Here is a 15,895-nt window from a genome sequence, read left to right on the forward strand (position 1 = left end):
TTTTGAATATTCCTGGTTATCTAGGACAGCCCCTTTGTTAATCCACTATAGCTGAAACCGTATTGCCGCATGATTTAAGGGCTACCTGAAAGCCTGCCGTTTTTCAGGTAGCCTTCCCCGTTTAACCAACCCCAACCTTCAAACCAATAATCGACACATCATGAATCTGCTTTCCAAAAACCATCCCGTTTGGGGCATGGCCTTCCGCCCCTTCTACCCGCTGGCCTCCCTCTACGGCACGCTTTCCATCCTGCTGTGGAGCTTCGGCTATCAAGGCACGGCCGCGCTGCCCAATTACTTTTGGCATGCCCACGAAATGATTTGGGGCTATGCCGGCGCGGTGGTGGTGGCCTTCCTGCTCACGGCGGTGGCCACCTGGACGAAACAGCCGCGCACTTGGGGCGCGCCGCTGATGATGCTGGCACTGCTGTGGCTGTTGGCACGCGCGTTTGCCTTTGCCGCGCCGCTCACCCTGGCCGGTGGCATCGCGGGCGTGGCGTTCTATTGGCTTGCGGCCTGGTATATGGGCGTGGCCGTGGTGCGCAGCCGCAACAAGCGCAATTATTTGGCGGTGGCCGCGCTGTTTATGTTCGGCCTGTTGCAGGCGCTGTTTCATTGGCAGCTGGCACGGCATAATTTCTCCGCGCTCGCCGGCGGGCTGTTTGCCGGGCTTTCCGTGGTGGCCGGCTTTATCGGGCTGGTGGGGATGCGCGTAATCCCGTTCTTCACCGCCAAACGGCTCGGCTGCGAGCAGGTGGGCAGCCATCCTTTGGTGATGACGGCTTCTTTGGTGGTGCCGCTGGCCATGGCTCTGCTCTACGGTTTGCAGGCGGTGCTGCCGCCTTCGGCAGCTGATGCGGCGCTGGCTGCCGCAGCCGTGCTCAGCATAGCGGCTGGGTTGCTGGATATCGTGCAAACCGTGCGCTGGTGGCGGCCGGAAGTGGCTAAAGAGCCGATGCTGTGGATTCTGTTTGCGGGATTCCTGCTCACCGGCGCGGGGCTTACCGTGATGGGCTTGGGGCATTGGCTGCCGCGCTGGCAGAGCCTGGGCGTGCATTTGGTGGCCGTGGGCGGCATCGGGCTGATGACGGTGGGCATGATGGTGCGCACCGCGCTGGGGCACACCGGTCGGCCGCTCTACCCTGCGCCCGCCGCCATGCCGCTGGCGTTTTGGCTGATGGTGGCCGCCGCATTGGCACGTGCCGCCACGGCTGTGTTGATGTATCTGTATCCGGCTGCCTACCAGCCCGGCCTGTGGCTCTCCGGCCTGCTGTTTGCCGCTTCACTGCTGCTCTACACCTGGCGCTACCTGCCCTGGCTGACCGCGCCACGGGTAGACGGCAAAGAAGGCTGAGTTGCAGGCTACCTGAAACCGCGCCGGCATTTTTCAGGTAGCCTTTGGCTGGCTTATAGAGGCTACCTGAAAACAGAATAAACGCTGTTTTCCATCAAACACCAAACGCAAACAGGGCGGGCAAAGATTGCCCACCCTGTTTTTTTAGATGCAGCAATAGCCGTGAGCCCGCAGGCTGAGGCTACCTGAAACCGCCAACTCAATGATGGCTGCTGCCGATCTCGAAGGTTAGCGTGGCATAAGCAGCCAGCTGGCCGCACACTGCTTGGTCGGAAAAATCGGTTTTGTGCACCACGCGCACTTTCCAGCTGCCTTGGCGCAGCGGGATGATGCCCACTGTGCCGTCGGCGCGGGTAGTGTCGGAGAACGACTGCGGCTCGAGGCGGTGTGATTTGTCGGCCGGGTCGCGGTGGGAGAAACCGTCAAACGTGGCCACCACCGTGGCATCCGGCAGCGGCTCGCCACGGAACAACACCCGCACCGGCAATACTTCGCCCACCCGCACATTGGCCGGGTTTTCCAGCGGCACAATCTCCAGCAAATCGCCCACCGGCCGGCTGATCAGCTCCTTACTCGCACTTTCGTGCCCAACGTTCACCACCGCTTTGCCAAACATGCTGGTTTGTTCGCAATAAGTGGCATCTTTCATCTGCGTCAGGTTTTGACGCTGCCAGCCCGCCGCATTGCGCGACCAGAAAGTTGGGCGGTATTGCGCCAACAACAGGTAGCTGCCATCGGCCACCGCACGCGGCGTTTCAAACTGATAATTATGCTGCCCGCGCTGTACCAAATCGATTTTCCCCTGCGGCGTGAGCAATTGCAGCGGCTTGGGAAACAACGTCAAACGGTCGGCCGCAATCGGCTCCAACTCGGGATAGTGCCCATAGCCCAGCTCGGCCTTCAACACCTCGCCGCCATGCGTGTGCGCAGCATTCACCCACACCTCATGGCCGTGCGCGGCCACCGATAAACCGGCCAACAGCACGGCAGACAATAAATGGCGGAACATAAAAACTCCTTTACAGATTGTTTACACAGACGGTGTGTTATACCATAACTATTTGGTTCAGGAAATATAGCCAACACATTTATTGCCTCCTGCGGTGTTAACGAGCCTAGCAGGAAAACACCGATCGCTTCAGCTAACGCAGGCCATGCCATCCAGGCTACCTGAAAATGCTGCAAAAACCGCCCTGCCCTGCCGCCGCTCTTCCCGCGCGGCACGGCTTGCGTGTAAGATGCGCAACGGCAACAGCCCCACACCAACATTCATCATCATGCAAGGCAAACCAAACTGGAAACAATACCGGCAGCAGCTGCAGGCAAAGCTGCAAGCCCTGCGGCCAAAACGGCAAGCTAAGTCGAACGCCACGCCATCCAAATGGCGGGGAAACTTGCGCGCTCAGTGGCAGAAACTGCGGGGGAAACTGCGCACCCTGCCGCAGCAAGTGCGTGAAAAACCGCAGCTGTTGGCTGTAGCCGCCGTAGTGGCCGGCTGCCTGCTGCTCGCTTTCGGGCTTCTGGCCGGCGTCAGCCGCAAACACCCTGCTCCTGCCGCTGAGACTGCTGCTTCACAGGCTTCGGCACCCGCCGCTGGCAACGCATCCGGCATCGAAACAGCCACGGTATCGGTGGAACTGGTTACCCCCGAAGTGTCGGACGGCAATGCCGGAGACGACCCGCTCACCGCCGCCGAAGCCAATCCCGAGCCGGAACATGCCCTACCGCCCACCACCGCCGACCACATGAACCCCGTGTGTGAGACCTATTTCCAACGCGCCCGCGCCTGTTTCCGCCAAGCCCCCGACGGCCAGGCCGATGCACTGTTGCAATCGCTAGAAGCCACACGCGGCGACCTCTCGCAATTAGATACCGAGGGCTGTGAAGTGGTGAGTCAACAGTTTGAAGAAATGGTGCAACAAATGGGCTGCGAACAAAAAGCCGCAGACAGCAAGCCGGCTGAGGCCAAACCGCCACCAACCAAACCTGCCGAAGCCAAACCGCAAGCCGCTTCGGCAGCGCATAAGCGTTGAAGCAACATGATCAAAAGGCTACCTGAAATGCTTGATTGGCTTTTCAGGTAGCCTTTTATGCGGCTCACATAACTATAGTGAATTAAATTTAAATCAGGACAAGGCGACGAGCCGCCCACGAAAAAGGCTGAACCCGCTTATTACGGTTTCAGCCTTTTGCTTTTCAGGTAGCCTCTTATTCGGCTTCATCCACCTGCTCGTTCACTTGCGCTTCGTGATGCGCCTGCCACTGCGCACGGCGGCTGCGATGGTAAGTGAGCCCGGTACCGGCCGGGATCAGGCGGCCGACAATCACGTTTTCCTTCAAGCCGCGCAGGTCGTCTTTTTTGCCCATGATGGCGGCTTCGGTGAGCACGCGGGTGGTTTCCTGGAAGGAAGCCGCGGAAATGAAGCTGTCGGTAGAGAGCGAAGCCTTGGTGATACCCAGCAGGATGTTGTCGAAGCGTGCCGGTTCTTTGCCTTCGGCAACGGCGCGTTCGTTGGCCTGCATTACGTCGCCACGCTCCACCTGCTCACCGGTGATGAAACCGGTTTCGCCGGCGTCTGCAATGTTCACGCGGCGCAGCATCTGGCGGATGATCACTTCAATGTGCTTATCGGAAATGCGCACACCTTGCAGGCGGTACACTTCTTGCACTTCTTGCACGATGTAGCGTGCCAGCGCTTCGATGCCTTGCAGGCGCAGGATGTCGTGCGGATCAACCGAGCCGTCTACGATAATCTCGCCACGATTCACTACTTGGCCGTCGTGCACCAGAATCTGTTTCTCTTTGGAAATCAGGGTTTCGTGTGCCGCACCCTCCAAGTCGGTAATCACCAAACGCTGTTTGCCTTTGGTTTCTTTACCGAAAGACACCGTGCCGGTTACTTCGGCCAACATGCCGGCATCTTTGGGCACGCGGGCTTCAAACAGCTCGGCCACGCGCGGCAGACCACCAGTAATATCGCGGGTTTTGGAGGAAGCCTGCGGGATACGCGCCAGCACGTCGCCCTTGCCCACTTCCTGATCTTCGCGCACGGTAATCACTGCACCCACGGGGAAGGCCATAGAAACGGGGGTTTCGGTACCGGGCACGGTAACTTCTTCGCCGTTTTCGTCCGACAGTTTCACGGTGGGGCGCAGCAGCTTGCTGGTGCTGGAGCGGCGTTTGCCGTCGATCACCACCAAAGTGGAGAGACCGGTGATTTCGTCGGTTTGACGGGTAACGGTTACGCCTTCTTCCACGTTTTCAAAGCGCACACGGCCGGCGTATTCGGTAATCATCGGGCGGGTATGCGGATCCCAAGTGGCCAGGGTTTGGCCAGCTTTCACCGCAGAGCCATCCTGCACCAACAAAGTGGCACCATAGGGCACTTTGTGACGTTCGCGCTCGCGACCCACTTCGTCGTGAATCACCAGTTCGCACGAACGGCCGATCACTACCAATTCGCCTTTGTTGTTGGCCACATAACGCATCTGGCTGCTGAAACGGGCGGTACCGTTGGATTTGGCTTCCACTTGGCTGGCGGCGGCGGCACGGGAGGCGGCACCACCGATGTGAAAGGTACGCATGGTCAGCTGTGTACCGGGCTCACCGATGGATTGGGCGGCAATCACGCCCACGGCTTCGCCGGTGTTCACCAGTTTGCCGCGTGCCAAATCGCGACCGTAGCACTTGGCGCACAAACCATAACGGGTTTTACAGGTAATCGGGGTGCGGACTTTCACCTCATCCACGCCGGAGCGGTCGATCAGATCCACCAACTGCTCGTTGAGCAGGGTGCCAGCTTCCACCAAGGTAGCGCCGCTGGACGGATCCACCACGTCTTGCGCGGTTACTCGGCCCAAAATGCGATCACGCAGGGCTTCAATCACATCACCACCCTGTACCACGGCTTTCATTACGAAACCGTCGTTGGTGCCGCAATCGTCTTCCACCACCACCAAATCTTGGGTTACGTCCACCAGGCGGCGGGTCAGGTAACCGGAGTTGGCGGTTTTCAACGCGGTATCGGCCAGACCTTTGCGCGCACCGTGGGTGGCGATAAAGTATTGCAATACGGTGAGGCCTTCGCGGAAGTTGGAGGTAATCGGGGTTTCGATAATCGAACCGTCCGGCTTGGCCATCAAACCGCGCATACCGGAAAGCTGTTTAATCTGGGCGGCAGAACCACGCGCACCGGAGTCGGCCATCATGTAGATCGAGTTGAACGACTCCTGATCCACTTCTTTGCCTTCGCGGTCGATGACTTTCTGTTTGGAAAGGTTGTCCATCATCGCCTTGGCAATTTTATCGCCGGCACGGCCCCAAATATCCACCACTTTGTTGTAGCGCTCGCCGTTGGTCACCAAACCTTGGCGGTATTGGTCTTCAATTTCCTTCACTTCGGCGTTGGCTTCGGCCAAGAGCTTGGCTTTCTCTTTCGGCACTTCCATATCGTCCACGCAGATGGAGATGCCGCCTTTGGCTGCGAAGCTGAAGCCGGTGTACATCAGGTGGTCGGCAAAAATTACCGTATCGCGCAAGCCGCACAGACGGAACGAAGCGTTAATCAGGCGGGAGATTTCTTTTTTCTTCAGTGCCTTGTTGATGTACTCAAACGGTAGGCCTTTGGGCAGGATTTCGGACAATAAGGCACGGCCAACAGTGGTTTCGTAGCGGTTGGTAACCGGCTCGAACTCGTCTTGGTCGTTTTTCACCCATTCCTGCAAACGAACGGTGATTTTGGTGCCCAATTCCACCTGCTTGGTGTAGTAAGCACGGTGCACTTCTTTCACGTCGGAGAACAGGCTGCCTTCGCCTTTGCCGTTGATTTTGTCGCGGGTCATGTAGTAGAGACCCAATACGATATCTTGAGACGGCACGATAATCGGCTCGCCGTTGGCGGGCGAGAGCACGTTGTTGGAGGCCAGCATCAGGGTACGGGCTTCCATTTGTGCTTCCAGGCTCAACGGCACGTGTACGGCCATTTGGTCACCGTCGAAGTCGGCGTTGAACGCGGCGCACACCAAGGGGTGCAGCTGAATGGCCTTGCCTTCAATCAGAATCGGCTCAAAAGCCTGAATACCTAGGCGGTGCAGGGTCGGGGCGCGGTTGAGCATAATCGGATGTTCGCGGATCACTTCATCCAAAATATCCCACACCACCGGCACTTCCTGCTCCACCAGCTTTTTCGCCGCTTTCACGGTAGCCGCTTCGCCGCGCACTTCCAGTTTGTGGAAGATGAACGGTTTAAATAATTCCAAGGCCATGCGTTTGGGCAGGCCGCACTGATGCAGGCGCAGGTAGGGGCCTACGGTAATCACGGAACGGCCGGAGTAGTCTACGCGTTTACCCAACAGGTTTTGACGGAAGCGGCCGCCTTTACCTTTAATCATGTCGGCCAGCGATTTGAGCGGGCGTTTGTTGGCGCCGGTCATGGCTTTACCGCGACGGCCGTTGTCCAACAGGCTGTCTACTGCTTCCTGCAACATGCGTTTTTCGTTGCGCACGATGATGTCGGGTGCGTGCAGCTCCAGCAGGCGTTTGAGACGGTTGTTGCGGTTGATCACGCGACGATAAAGGTCGTTCAAATCCGAAGTGGCAAAACGACCGCCGTCCAACGGCACCAACGGACGCAAATCGGGCGGTAGCACGGGCAGCACGTCCATAATCATCCATTCCAGCTTCATGCCGCTGCGCTGGAAGGCTTCCAGTACTTTCAGGCGTTTGGCCAGCTTTTTGATTTTGGTTTCGGAGCCGGTGCTTTCCAATTCCTGGCGCAGGATTTCGATTTCGGCCGGCACGTCCAGCGAACGCAACAGTTCGCGAATACCTTCGGCACCCATTTTGGCATCGAAGTCTTCGCCGTATTCATCCAGCTTGGCGTAGTAGTCTTCTTCAGTCAGCAGCTGGCGGCGTTGCAGCGAGGTCATGCCGGGGTCGGTTACCACAAAGGCTTCGAAATACAGCACACGCTCAATATCGCGCAGGGTCATGTCCAATACCATGCCGAGGCGGGAAGGCAATGATTTCAAGAACCAAATATGGGCAACAGGCGCAGCCAGCTCAATATGCCCCATGCGCTCGCGGCGCACTTTGGAAAGGGTAACTTCCACGCCGCATTTTTCGCAGGTTACGCCTTTAAATTTCAAACGCTTATATTTGCCGCACAAGCATTCGTAGTCTTTTACCGGGCCGAAGATTTTGGCGCAGAACAAGCCGTCGCGCTCCGGCTTGAAGGTACGGTAGTTGATGGTTTCCGGCTTCTTCACTTCGCCGTACGACCAAGAGCGGATGGTTTCGGGCGAAGCAATGCCGATTTTGATGGCATCGAATTCTTCTTCCATGCCGGCAGCTTGCAGGGGGTTAAACAGGTTCGACAGATTCATTTTTGCTCCCAATCAGGATTTTGTATTTTGCTCACTCTGTTTCAGACAGCCTTTGAGGCTACCTGAAAAATATGGGCGGGCGGCTTGGCCGGATTCTTGCCCGGCGGCAAACGGCGGCTCGACGGGAAATATCACGCCGGCACAGTGGCCGTTTCTATTTTCAGGTAGCCTCAGAGGCTACCTGAAAAGCCCCGTTTAATACCGCTCCATATCGATATCCAAGCCCAGCGAACGGATTTCTTTTACCAACACGTTAAACGATTCGGGCATGCCGGCTTCGATTTTGTGTTCGCCTTTAACGATGTTTTCATACATCTTCGTACGGCCGGTTACGTCGTCCGATTTCACGGTCAGCATTTCCTGCAGCGTGTAGGCGGCGCCATAGGCTTCCAGAGCCCACACCTCCATCTCACCGAAACGCTGGCCACCGAACTGGGCTTTACCGCCGAGCGGCTGCTGGGTAACGAGCGAGTACGGGCCGGTTGAACGAGCGTGCATTTTTTCGTCCACCAAGTGGTGCAGCTTCAGATAGTGCATCACGCCCACGGTTACCTTACGGTCGAACGGTTCGCCGGAGCGGCCGTCGTACAGGGTGATTTGGGTCTTGGTGTCGTTGAAGCCCAGTTTCTGCACCTCGGGGTCGTCGCTTGGGTAGGCCAATTCGAGCATGTCGTAGATTTCCTGCTCTTTGGCACCGTCGAACACCGGCGAAGCGAAGGTAGCACCGCCCTTGAGGTTTTCGGCCAAAGTGAGGATTTCTTCGTCGCTGAGCGATTTCAGGTCTTCCTTCTTGCCGCTGCCGTTGTAGAGTTTTTCCAAGAAGGCGCGGATTTCTTTCACTTTACGCTGTTCGGCCAACATTTTTTCAATACGCTGACCAATGCCTTTAGCAGCCCAGCCCAAATGTACTTCCAAAATCTGACCGATGTTCATACGCGAAGGCACGCCCAACGGATTGAGCACGATGTCCACGGTGCGGCCATCGGCCATGTAGGGCATGTCTTCCACCGGCAGAATGCGCGATACCACGCCTTTGTTACCGTGGCGGCCGGCCATTTTGTCGCCAGCCTGCAAGCGGCGTTTGATGGCGATGAACACTTTGACCATTTTTTGCACACCGGGCGGCAGCTCGTCGCCCTGGGTCATTTTTTTCTTCTTGATTTCGTATTGCTCGTCGGCCTCTTCGCGTTTCTGCTGCAGGCTGAGCTTAATCAATTCAAGCTGTTTGGCCCGCTCTTCGTCTGACAGACGGATGTCGAACCAATCGTGCTTGGTCGGCAGAGAAGCCAGGTATTCGACAGTAATTTCTTTGCCTTTGCCCAGTTTCATCGGACCGCCATTGGCTTTTTGGCCAACAATCATGCGCTCGATACGGTCGAAGGCATCGTTGTCGAAAATACGCAGTTGGTCGTTCAAATCCAAGCGGTAGCGTTTCAGCTCGGCATCAATAATGGATTGTGCACGCTTATCGCGCTGGATGCCTTCGCGGGTGAATACCTGTACGTCGATTACCGTGCCGCTCATGCCGGTGGGCATACGCAGCGAGGTATCTTTCACATCGGAGGCTTTTTCACCGAAGATGGCACGCAGCAGTTTTTCTTCCGGCGTGAGCTGGGTTTCGCCTTTGGGCGTTACTTTGCCCACTAATACGTCGCCCGCTTCCACTTCGGCGCCAATATATACGATGCCGCTTTCGTCCAAACGGTTTTGCATACGTTCAGACAGGTTGGGAATATCGCGGGTGATTTCTTCCGCACCCAGTTTGGTGTCACGCGCCACCACATTGAGTTCTTCGATGTGGATAGAGGTGTAGCGGTCGGCGGCAGCCACTTTCTCGGAAATCAGAATCGAGTCTTCGTAGTTGTAGCCGTTCCAAGGCATGAAGGCGATGGTCATGTTCTGACCAAGCGCGAGTTCGCCCAAGTCGGTAGAGGCGCCGTCGGCAATCAAATCGCCGCGCTGCAACACATCGCCGGCTTTCACTGCCGGGCGTTGGTTGATATTGGTAGATTGGTTGGAGCGGGTGAATTTCACCAGGTTATAGATGTCCACACCCACTTCACCGGCTACAGTTTCTTCGTCGTGCACGCGTACCACGATACGGTTAGCATCCACGTATTCCACCACGCCGCCGCGACGAGCCACGATAGCGGTGGCAGAGTCCACAGCCACGGAGCGCTCAATACCGGTACCTACCAACGGTTTTTCGGCACGCAAACAGGGCACGGCCTGACGTTGCATGTTGGCACCCATCAAGGCGCGGTTGGCGTCATCGTGCTCCAAGAAGGGAATCAGCGAGGCGGCTACGGATACCACTTGGCCGGTAGCCACGTCCATATACTGCACGCGGTCGGCACTGGCCATGATGGTTTCGCCTTTTTCGCGGCAGGTAATCAAATCGCCCTTCAGGTAGCCTTTCTTATCCACTTCGGCGTTGGCCTGCGCAATCACATAACGGCCTTCTTCAATGGCAGACAGATAGTCGATTTCATCGGTGACCTTGCCGTCTACCACGCGGCGGTACGGAGTTTCCAAGAAACCGTAATCGTTGGTACGTGCATAAACCGATAATGAGTTAATCAGGCCGATGTTCGGGCCTTCAGGCGTTTCAATCGGGCACACACGGCCATAGTGGGTCGGGTGTACGTCGCGTACTTCAAAGCCGGCACGTTCACGAGTCAATCCACCCGGGCCAAGTGCCGACACACGGCGTTTATGGGTCACTTCCGACAACGGATTGGTTTGATCCATAAACTGTGACAATTGGCTGGAGCCGAAAAATTCTTTGATCGCCGCCGATACCGGTTTGGCATTGATCAAATCGGTCGGCATCAGGTTATCGGCTTCCGCCTGATTTAGGCGCTCTTTTACTGCACGTTCCACACGAGCCAAGCCAGAGCGGAACTGGTTTTCGGTCAGCTCACCCACAGAGCGCACACGGCGGTTACCTAGGTGGTCAATATCATCCACTTCGCCATGGCCGTTGCGCAATTCAACCAGCGTGGCAATGGAGGCAACAATGTCTTCGGTGCTGAGGATAAACCCGCCTTTTTCAGCCGCACCGGCCAGAGTTTCATTCAACAGGCGGCCATACCACGATTGCTGCTGGTCTTCAGACAGTTTTTGCTCGTAGGTGCGGGTATTGAATTTCATGCGACCAACGCGCGACAGATCATAGCTGGCCTCATTGAAGAACAAGCGATCAAACAGCATTTCTACCGCTTCTTCAGTAGGCGGCTCGCCGGGACGCATCATGCGGTAAATAGCGATACGTGCGGCCATTTGGTCGGCAGTTTCATCCACTTGCAATGTAGAGGAAATATAGCCGCCATATCCTAATTCGTTGATATATAGGGTTTGGATTTCATTCACGCCATGAATTTCCAGCTGTGCCAGCAATTCTTCGGTAATTTCACTATTGGCCGATGCAAGAATTTCACCGGTATCGGGCACGATAACGTCTTTAGCCAACATTTTGCCGATCAAAGCCTCAGCATCCACCCGCAGGCGCTTCAAGCCAGCTTTCTCAATATCTCGCAACCCTTTGGCAGTAACCCGTTTGCCCGCAGCAACCAGCACTTTACCGTCTGCATCGCAAATATCGGTTTTTACGGTTTCGCCCTTCAATCGCGACAAGACTAGCTCGGTCTCTACACCATCTTTGCTTAGATAGAATGTTTCCTTGTCGTAGAAGGTATCCAAGATCTGTTCAGCGCTGTATCCCAATGCTTTCAGCAAAATGGTTACTGGCATTTTGCGGCGGCGGTCGATACGGAAGTAGAGCAGGTCTTTTGGATCAAACTCTAAATCCAGCCATGAGCCGCGATAGGGAATAATACGTGCAGAAAACAGCAGTTTACCTGAAGAGTGGGTTTTACCCCGGTCATGTTCAAAGAATACACCCGGTGAACGGTGCAGCTGAGACACAATTACACGTTCGGTTCCATTAATAATAAATGAGCCATAAGGGGTCATCAGTGGGATTTCGCCCATATAAACTTCATTCTCGCGCACTTCTTTCACCACATTGGGCTTAGAAGATTCTTTATCTAAAATCACCAAGCGGATACGGGCGCGCAAAGGAGCCGCGTAAGTGATACCACGTAGTTGGCACTCGGCAATATCAAATAATGGCTCACCCAAGATGTAATGAGTAAACTCCAACCGCGCATATCCGTTATGGCTCACAATCGGGAAAATAGAATTGAATGCAGCCTGTAAGCCTTCATCCAAACGCTTATCAAAAGCAGTTTCCTGCTGAAGAAATTTTCGGTAAGACTCCAGCTGGGTCGCCAGCAAATATGGCACCTCCAGCACGCTATCGCGTTTAGCAAAGCTCTTTCGGATACGTTTTTTTTCAGTAACTGAATAACTCATTGTTGAACACTCCGGATAATGAGAGGAATTGATTCCCACTTGAGCAGCAGCATCACATCACTGCTCTAAAATTTACATATATTTGCCACAAAAGCCGGCTTAGATAGCAAATATATGTAAATTATTACTTAATCCTAATCTCCAAGCGAAACAAGGCTGGCAGATACCTGCCAGCCTGTTAGCGAGAAAATACTTATTTGATTTCCACTTTGGCGCCAGCTTCTTCCAGCTGTTTCTTGATTTCTTCAGCTTCAGCAGGAGTAACGCCTTCTTTAATGGTCTTCGGAGCGCCATCAACCATGTCTTTAGCTTCTTTCAAGCCCAAGCCAGTAATGGCACGAACCACTTTAATCACGCCTACTTTTTGATCGCCAGCGGCGGCCAAAATAACGTCTACCTCAGACTTGGCTTCAGCTTCACCACCAGCAGCACCAGGACCAGCAGCAATAGCAACGGCAGCAGCAGAAACGCCAAACTTGGTTTCAAATTCTTTTACCAAGTCGTTCAACTCCATTACAGTCAAACCACCGATTGCTTCCAAAATGTCTTCTTTAGTAATAGCCATGCTATCAAACTCCTAATTGAATGAATAAGTAAAATATAAAAATAGTTAAGCAGATGCTTCTTCAGCAGCTTTTTTCTCAGCCAGAGCAGCCAAGCCGCGAGCCATGCCAGACAACGGAGCCTGCATGAGGAACAGCAATTTGGACAACAATTCTTCACGACTCGGAATTGCAGCCAGCTGACCCACCTGAGCGGCATCCATTACTGCACCGTCATAAGAGCCTGCTTTAATGATCAGCTTCTCATCTTTTTTAGAGAATTGGTGCAACACTTTTGCAGCAGCTACAGCATCTTCAGACGCTGCATATACCAACGGGCCAACCATATGCTCAGCCAACCCAGCAAAAGGAGTGCCTTCCACCGCACGACGAGCCAACGTGTTTTTCAAAACACGCAAGTACACACCTTCCTTACGAGCATTGGCACGCAATTCGGTCATACTAGCAACGCTGATACCGCGGTATTCGGCAAGCACCATGGTCTGAGCGTTGCCGATACCAGCAACAATCTCTTCCACAACTGCTTTTTTAGTTTCAATACTAAGACTCAAGGTCTACCTCCTACTGTTTATCAAAGAATGCCTAACGGCACCCACCAGCTCGGCAACCTGAAAAGACATTTTGCAAGCAATTGCTTGCTCATAATCTCAGGACCACCGTCTACGTAGGGTAAAATATTAAATCTTACGATCCCTACGGTCTTGGACTCTACTTACAATCAAGCATAAGCAGTCCATATTTCAGGTAGCCTCAGCAGCTCGCAAAGGCTACCTGAAAACTTCTTCTAACTAGACACACTACCAACATCCACACGGACACCAGGACCCATAGTGCTAGATAATGCGATTTTCTTCAAATACTGACCCTTAGTAGCAGCTGGCTTCGCCTTCACCACTGCATCCAACAGGGTATTAAAGTTTTCGCGCAAATCAGCCGCCGCAAAAGAAGCGCGGCCAATGGTAGCATGCACCACGCCAGCCTTATCAGTGCGATACTGAACCTGACCAGCCTTGGCATTACGCACAGCTTCTGACACATTTGGCGTAACCGTACCCACCTTCGGATTTGGCATCAAACCGCGCGGCCCCAAGATAGTACCCAGCTGACCAACGATACGCATCGCATCAGGAGAGGCAATAACAACATCAAAATCTAAATTTCCTGCCTTTACTTCTGCAGCCAGATCCTCAAACCCAACCACATCAGCGCCTGCTTCTTTTGCAGCCTCAACATTGGCACCCTGAGTAAACACTGCCACACGAACAGTTTTACCGGTACCTTTTGGCAACACAACAGATCCACGGATTACCTGATCAGATTTACGCGAATCCACGCCCAAATTGATAGCAACATCAACAGACTCATCAAATTTGGCTGTAGCAGTTTTCTTCACCAATTCAATTGCTTCATCAATTGAATAGTGCACATTTGAATCAATAGAAGAGCGCAAACCCTGGAAACGTTTAGATAACTTAGCCATTACACACCCTCCACATCCAAGCCCATGGAACGGGCAGAACCAGCAATAGTACGAACTGCCGCATCCAAATCAGCCGCAGTCAAATCCGGCTCTTTAGTCTTGGCAATTTCTTCCAACTGGGCACGAGTAACCTTACCAACCTTGCTAGTCAACGGATTTGAACTACCTTTTTGCAAACCAGCAGCTTTTTTCAGCAAAATACTGGCCGGAGGAGTCTTCATTACAAATGTAAAAGACTTATCTGCGAACGCAGTAATTACCACAGGAATCGGCAATCCAGGCTCCACATTTTGCGTAGCCGCATTAAATGCCTTACAAAATTCCATAATATTTAAACCACGCTGACCCAGTGCCGGACCAACTGGAGGAGAAGGATTAGCCTTCCCTGCAGGAATCTGCAACTTAATATAACCTACAATTTTCTTTGCCACATTTAGCTCCTAAATAACGGGTAATACGCAGAAATTCTGCTCCCCAAAAAATCAAGCCGTATATTATAAATAAAATCCTACTTGTTGCCAAGCAATCAGACTAAATCTTCTCTACCTGACTAAAATCCAACTCAACAGGCGTTTCTCGACCAAAAATTTGCACCAAAACTCGCAACTTATTGCGTTCATAATCAACAACATCAACCAACCCGTTAAAATCAGAAAATGGACCTTCGCTCACCCTGATCTGCTGCCCCACCATAAACTCAACTCGCGGCTTAGGCTTCTTCTCAGAGCCAGCAACAGCCAACACCTGAGATATTATCGCATCAACTTCTCGTTGAGAAATTGGCAAAGGACGGTTAGCAGTACCCCCAATAAACCCATTAACCCTAGGTGTACTCTTGACTAAGTGCCATGATTCATCAGTCATTTCCATTTCTATCAACACATAACCTGGAAAAAACTTACGCTCACTAACTGTCTTCCGACCATTCTTAATACCAACAACCTCTTCAACTGGCACCAGAATCTGACCAAAAAGCCCCTCCATTCCCTCTCTTGCGATCCGCTCCTTCAGAGTCTTCTGCACATTCTTCTCGAACCCAGAATAAGCTTGGATGACATACCAATTTTTAGCCATTTTCTCGCCCCTGCAAATTACTCAGCAATTTTCGTAAATAACCACACCAAAAAAGAATCCACCAACCACAAAAATAAAGTTAGCACTGCCGTGAAGATCAAAACAAAGAATGTATTGCGCCAAGCCTCGTTTTTAGGCGGCCAAACAACCTTCTTAATCTCAACAACAGAATCCTTGATATACCGAATTAACCCAGGACCAGTATCACACCAGAAGAAAACAATTAGCCCAGAGAGTAACAACGAGACCCCTAAAATGGCACCTCGTACATATAGCGGCTGCTGAGACAGAAATGAAAAACCAATCGCCCCACCAATAACCAAAGCAGCTGCCAAAAATAATTTAGCCCCATTTCCTCTTCCAGTCTTACGTTGAGCACCCTGCCCCCGATTACGCAACTCCTGGTGAGCCTGCTTCAACGAAGCAACGGACATCTCTTTTACTTTCTGCTTACGATCACTCATTTGCAACCACCCCAAACTTCATAGTTCTTTATAAAACAGCATAAAACAAAAGACTAACCGGCAGGCCGGTTAGTCTTTCTTTTGGCAGGCCAGGAGGGTCTCGAACCCCCAACCCTCGGTTTTGGAGACCGATACTCTACCAATTGAGCTACTGGCCTCTAACCTTTAAGCGATCACGGAAGCCACCACACCGGCACCT

The 15,895-nt window shown here is 53.4% G+C and carries 12 protein-coding genes and 1 tRNA gene; 2 read left to right on the forward strand and 11 right to left on the reverse strand.

Annotated elements, in window-relative coordinates; all coding sequences use genetic code 11:
* Window positions 1-160 precede the first annotated feature (160 nt).
* Window positions 161-1,354: an NnrS family protein gene (locus tag HMPREF2541_RS00405; protein WP_070541227.1), complete on the forward strand. Its 1,194-nt coding sequence runs from the start codon at window positions 161-163 to the stop codon at window positions 1,352-1,354.
* 199 nt (window positions 1,355-1,553) lie between these two features.
* Here HMPREF2541_RS00405 and HMPREF2541_RS00410 read toward each other — a convergent pair whose 3' ends face one another.
* Window positions 1,554-2,363: a DUF4198 domain-containing protein gene (locus HMPREF2541_RS00410; protein ID WP_070541229.1), complete on the reverse strand. Its 810-nt coding sequence runs from the start codon at window positions 2,361-2,363 to the stop codon at window positions 1,554-1,556.
* 145 nt (window positions 2,364-2,508) lie between these two features.
* On the opposite strand from HMPREF2541_RS00410, the gene HMPREF2541_RS00415 reads away from it, so the two are divergent.
* Window positions 2,509-3,387: a DUF5339 domain-containing protein gene (locus tag HMPREF2541_RS00415; RefSeq protein ID WP_070541231.1), complete on the forward strand. Its 879-nt coding sequence runs from the start codon at window positions 2,509-2,511 to the stop codon at window positions 3,385-3,387.
* A 175-nt stretch (window positions 3,388-3,562) separates the two neighbouring features.
* On the opposite strand, the gene rpoC is transcribed toward HMPREF2541_RS00415, so the two are convergent.
* The 10 genes from rpoC to HMPREF2541_RS00460 form a co-directional block, all read right to left on the reverse strand.
* The gene (rpoC, locus tag HMPREF2541_RS00420; protein ID WP_003823696.1) at window positions 3,563-7,738 is read right to left on the reverse strand and encodes a DNA-directed RNA polymerase subunit beta'; all 4,176 of its coding nucleotides are present in this window, start codon (window positions 7,736-7,738) and stop codon (window positions 3,563-3,565) included.
* A 12-nt stretch (window positions 7,739-7,750) separates the two neighbouring features.
* Complete coding sequence (locus HMPREF2541_RS12515; RefSeq protein WP_256388662.1) at window positions 7,751-7,873, reverse strand: hypothetical protein; 123 nt, start codon at window positions 7,871-7,873, stop codon at window positions 7,751-7,753.
* 60 nt (window positions 7,874-7,933) lie between these two features.
* Window positions 7,934-12,115 (reverse strand): DNA-directed RNA polymerase subunit beta, encoded by a 4,182-nt coding sequence (rpoB, locus tag HMPREF2541_RS00425; RefSeq protein ID WP_070541233.1) that lies wholly within the window; start codon window positions 12,113-12,115, stop codon window positions 7,934-7,936.
* Window positions 12,116-12,308: 193 nt separating this feature from the next.
* Window positions 12,309-12,680 (reverse strand): 50S ribosomal protein L7/L12, encoded by a 372-nt coding sequence (gene rplL, locus HMPREF2541_RS00430; RefSeq protein WP_003823693.1) that lies wholly within the window; start codon window positions 12,678-12,680, stop codon window positions 12,309-12,311.
* 45 nt (window positions 12,681-12,725) lie between these two features.
* Entirely contained in the window at window positions 12,726-13,229 is a 504-nt protein-coding gene (rplJ, locus tag HMPREF2541_RS00435) for a 50S ribosomal protein L10 (protein ID WP_023887603.1), read from the reverse strand.
* 233 nt (window positions 13,230-13,462) lie between these two features.
* A complete protein-coding gene (gene rplA / locus HMPREF2541_RS00440; protein WP_003823691.1) occupies window positions 13,463-14,158 on the reverse strand; it encodes a 50S ribosomal protein L1 in 696 nt (231 codons plus the stop codon).
* Window positions 14,158-14,589 carry a 50S ribosomal protein L11 gene (gene rplK, locus HMPREF2541_RS00445; protein ID WP_035573849.1) on the reverse strand — a complete coding sequence of 144 codons (432 nt, stop codon included), beginning with the start codon at window positions 14,587-14,589 and terminating at the stop codon, window positions 14,158-14,160. The genes rplA and rplK overlap by 1 nt, the downstream gene beginning before the upstream one ends.
* Window positions 14,590-14,689: 100 nt before the next feature.
* The gene (gene nusG / locus HMPREF2541_RS00450) at window positions 14,690-15,232 is read right to left on the reverse strand and encodes a transcription termination/antitermination protein NusG (RefSeq protein ID WP_003823689.1); all 543 of its coding nucleotides are present in this window, start codon (window positions 15,230-15,232) and stop codon (window positions 14,690-14,692) included.
* A gap of 17 nt (window positions 15,233-15,249) precedes the next feature.
* Complete coding sequence (secE, locus tag HMPREF2541_RS00455) at window positions 15,250-15,696, reverse strand: preprotein translocase subunit SecE (RefSeq protein WP_003823687.1); 447 nt, start codon at window positions 15,694-15,696, stop codon at window positions 15,250-15,252.
* Between the two features lie 82 nt (window positions 15,697-15,778).
* Window positions 15,779-15,854: transfer RNA gene (locus tag HMPREF2541_RS00460), tRNA-Trp, on the reverse strand.
* Window positions 15,855-15,895: the final 41 nt, after the last annotated feature.

Origin of the sequence: Eikenella sp. HMSC061C02, assembly GCF_001809035.1 — a bacterium.
Classification (GTDB): Bacteria; Pseudomonadota; Gammaproteobacteria; order Burkholderiales; family Neisseriaceae; genus Eikenella; species Eikenella corrodens.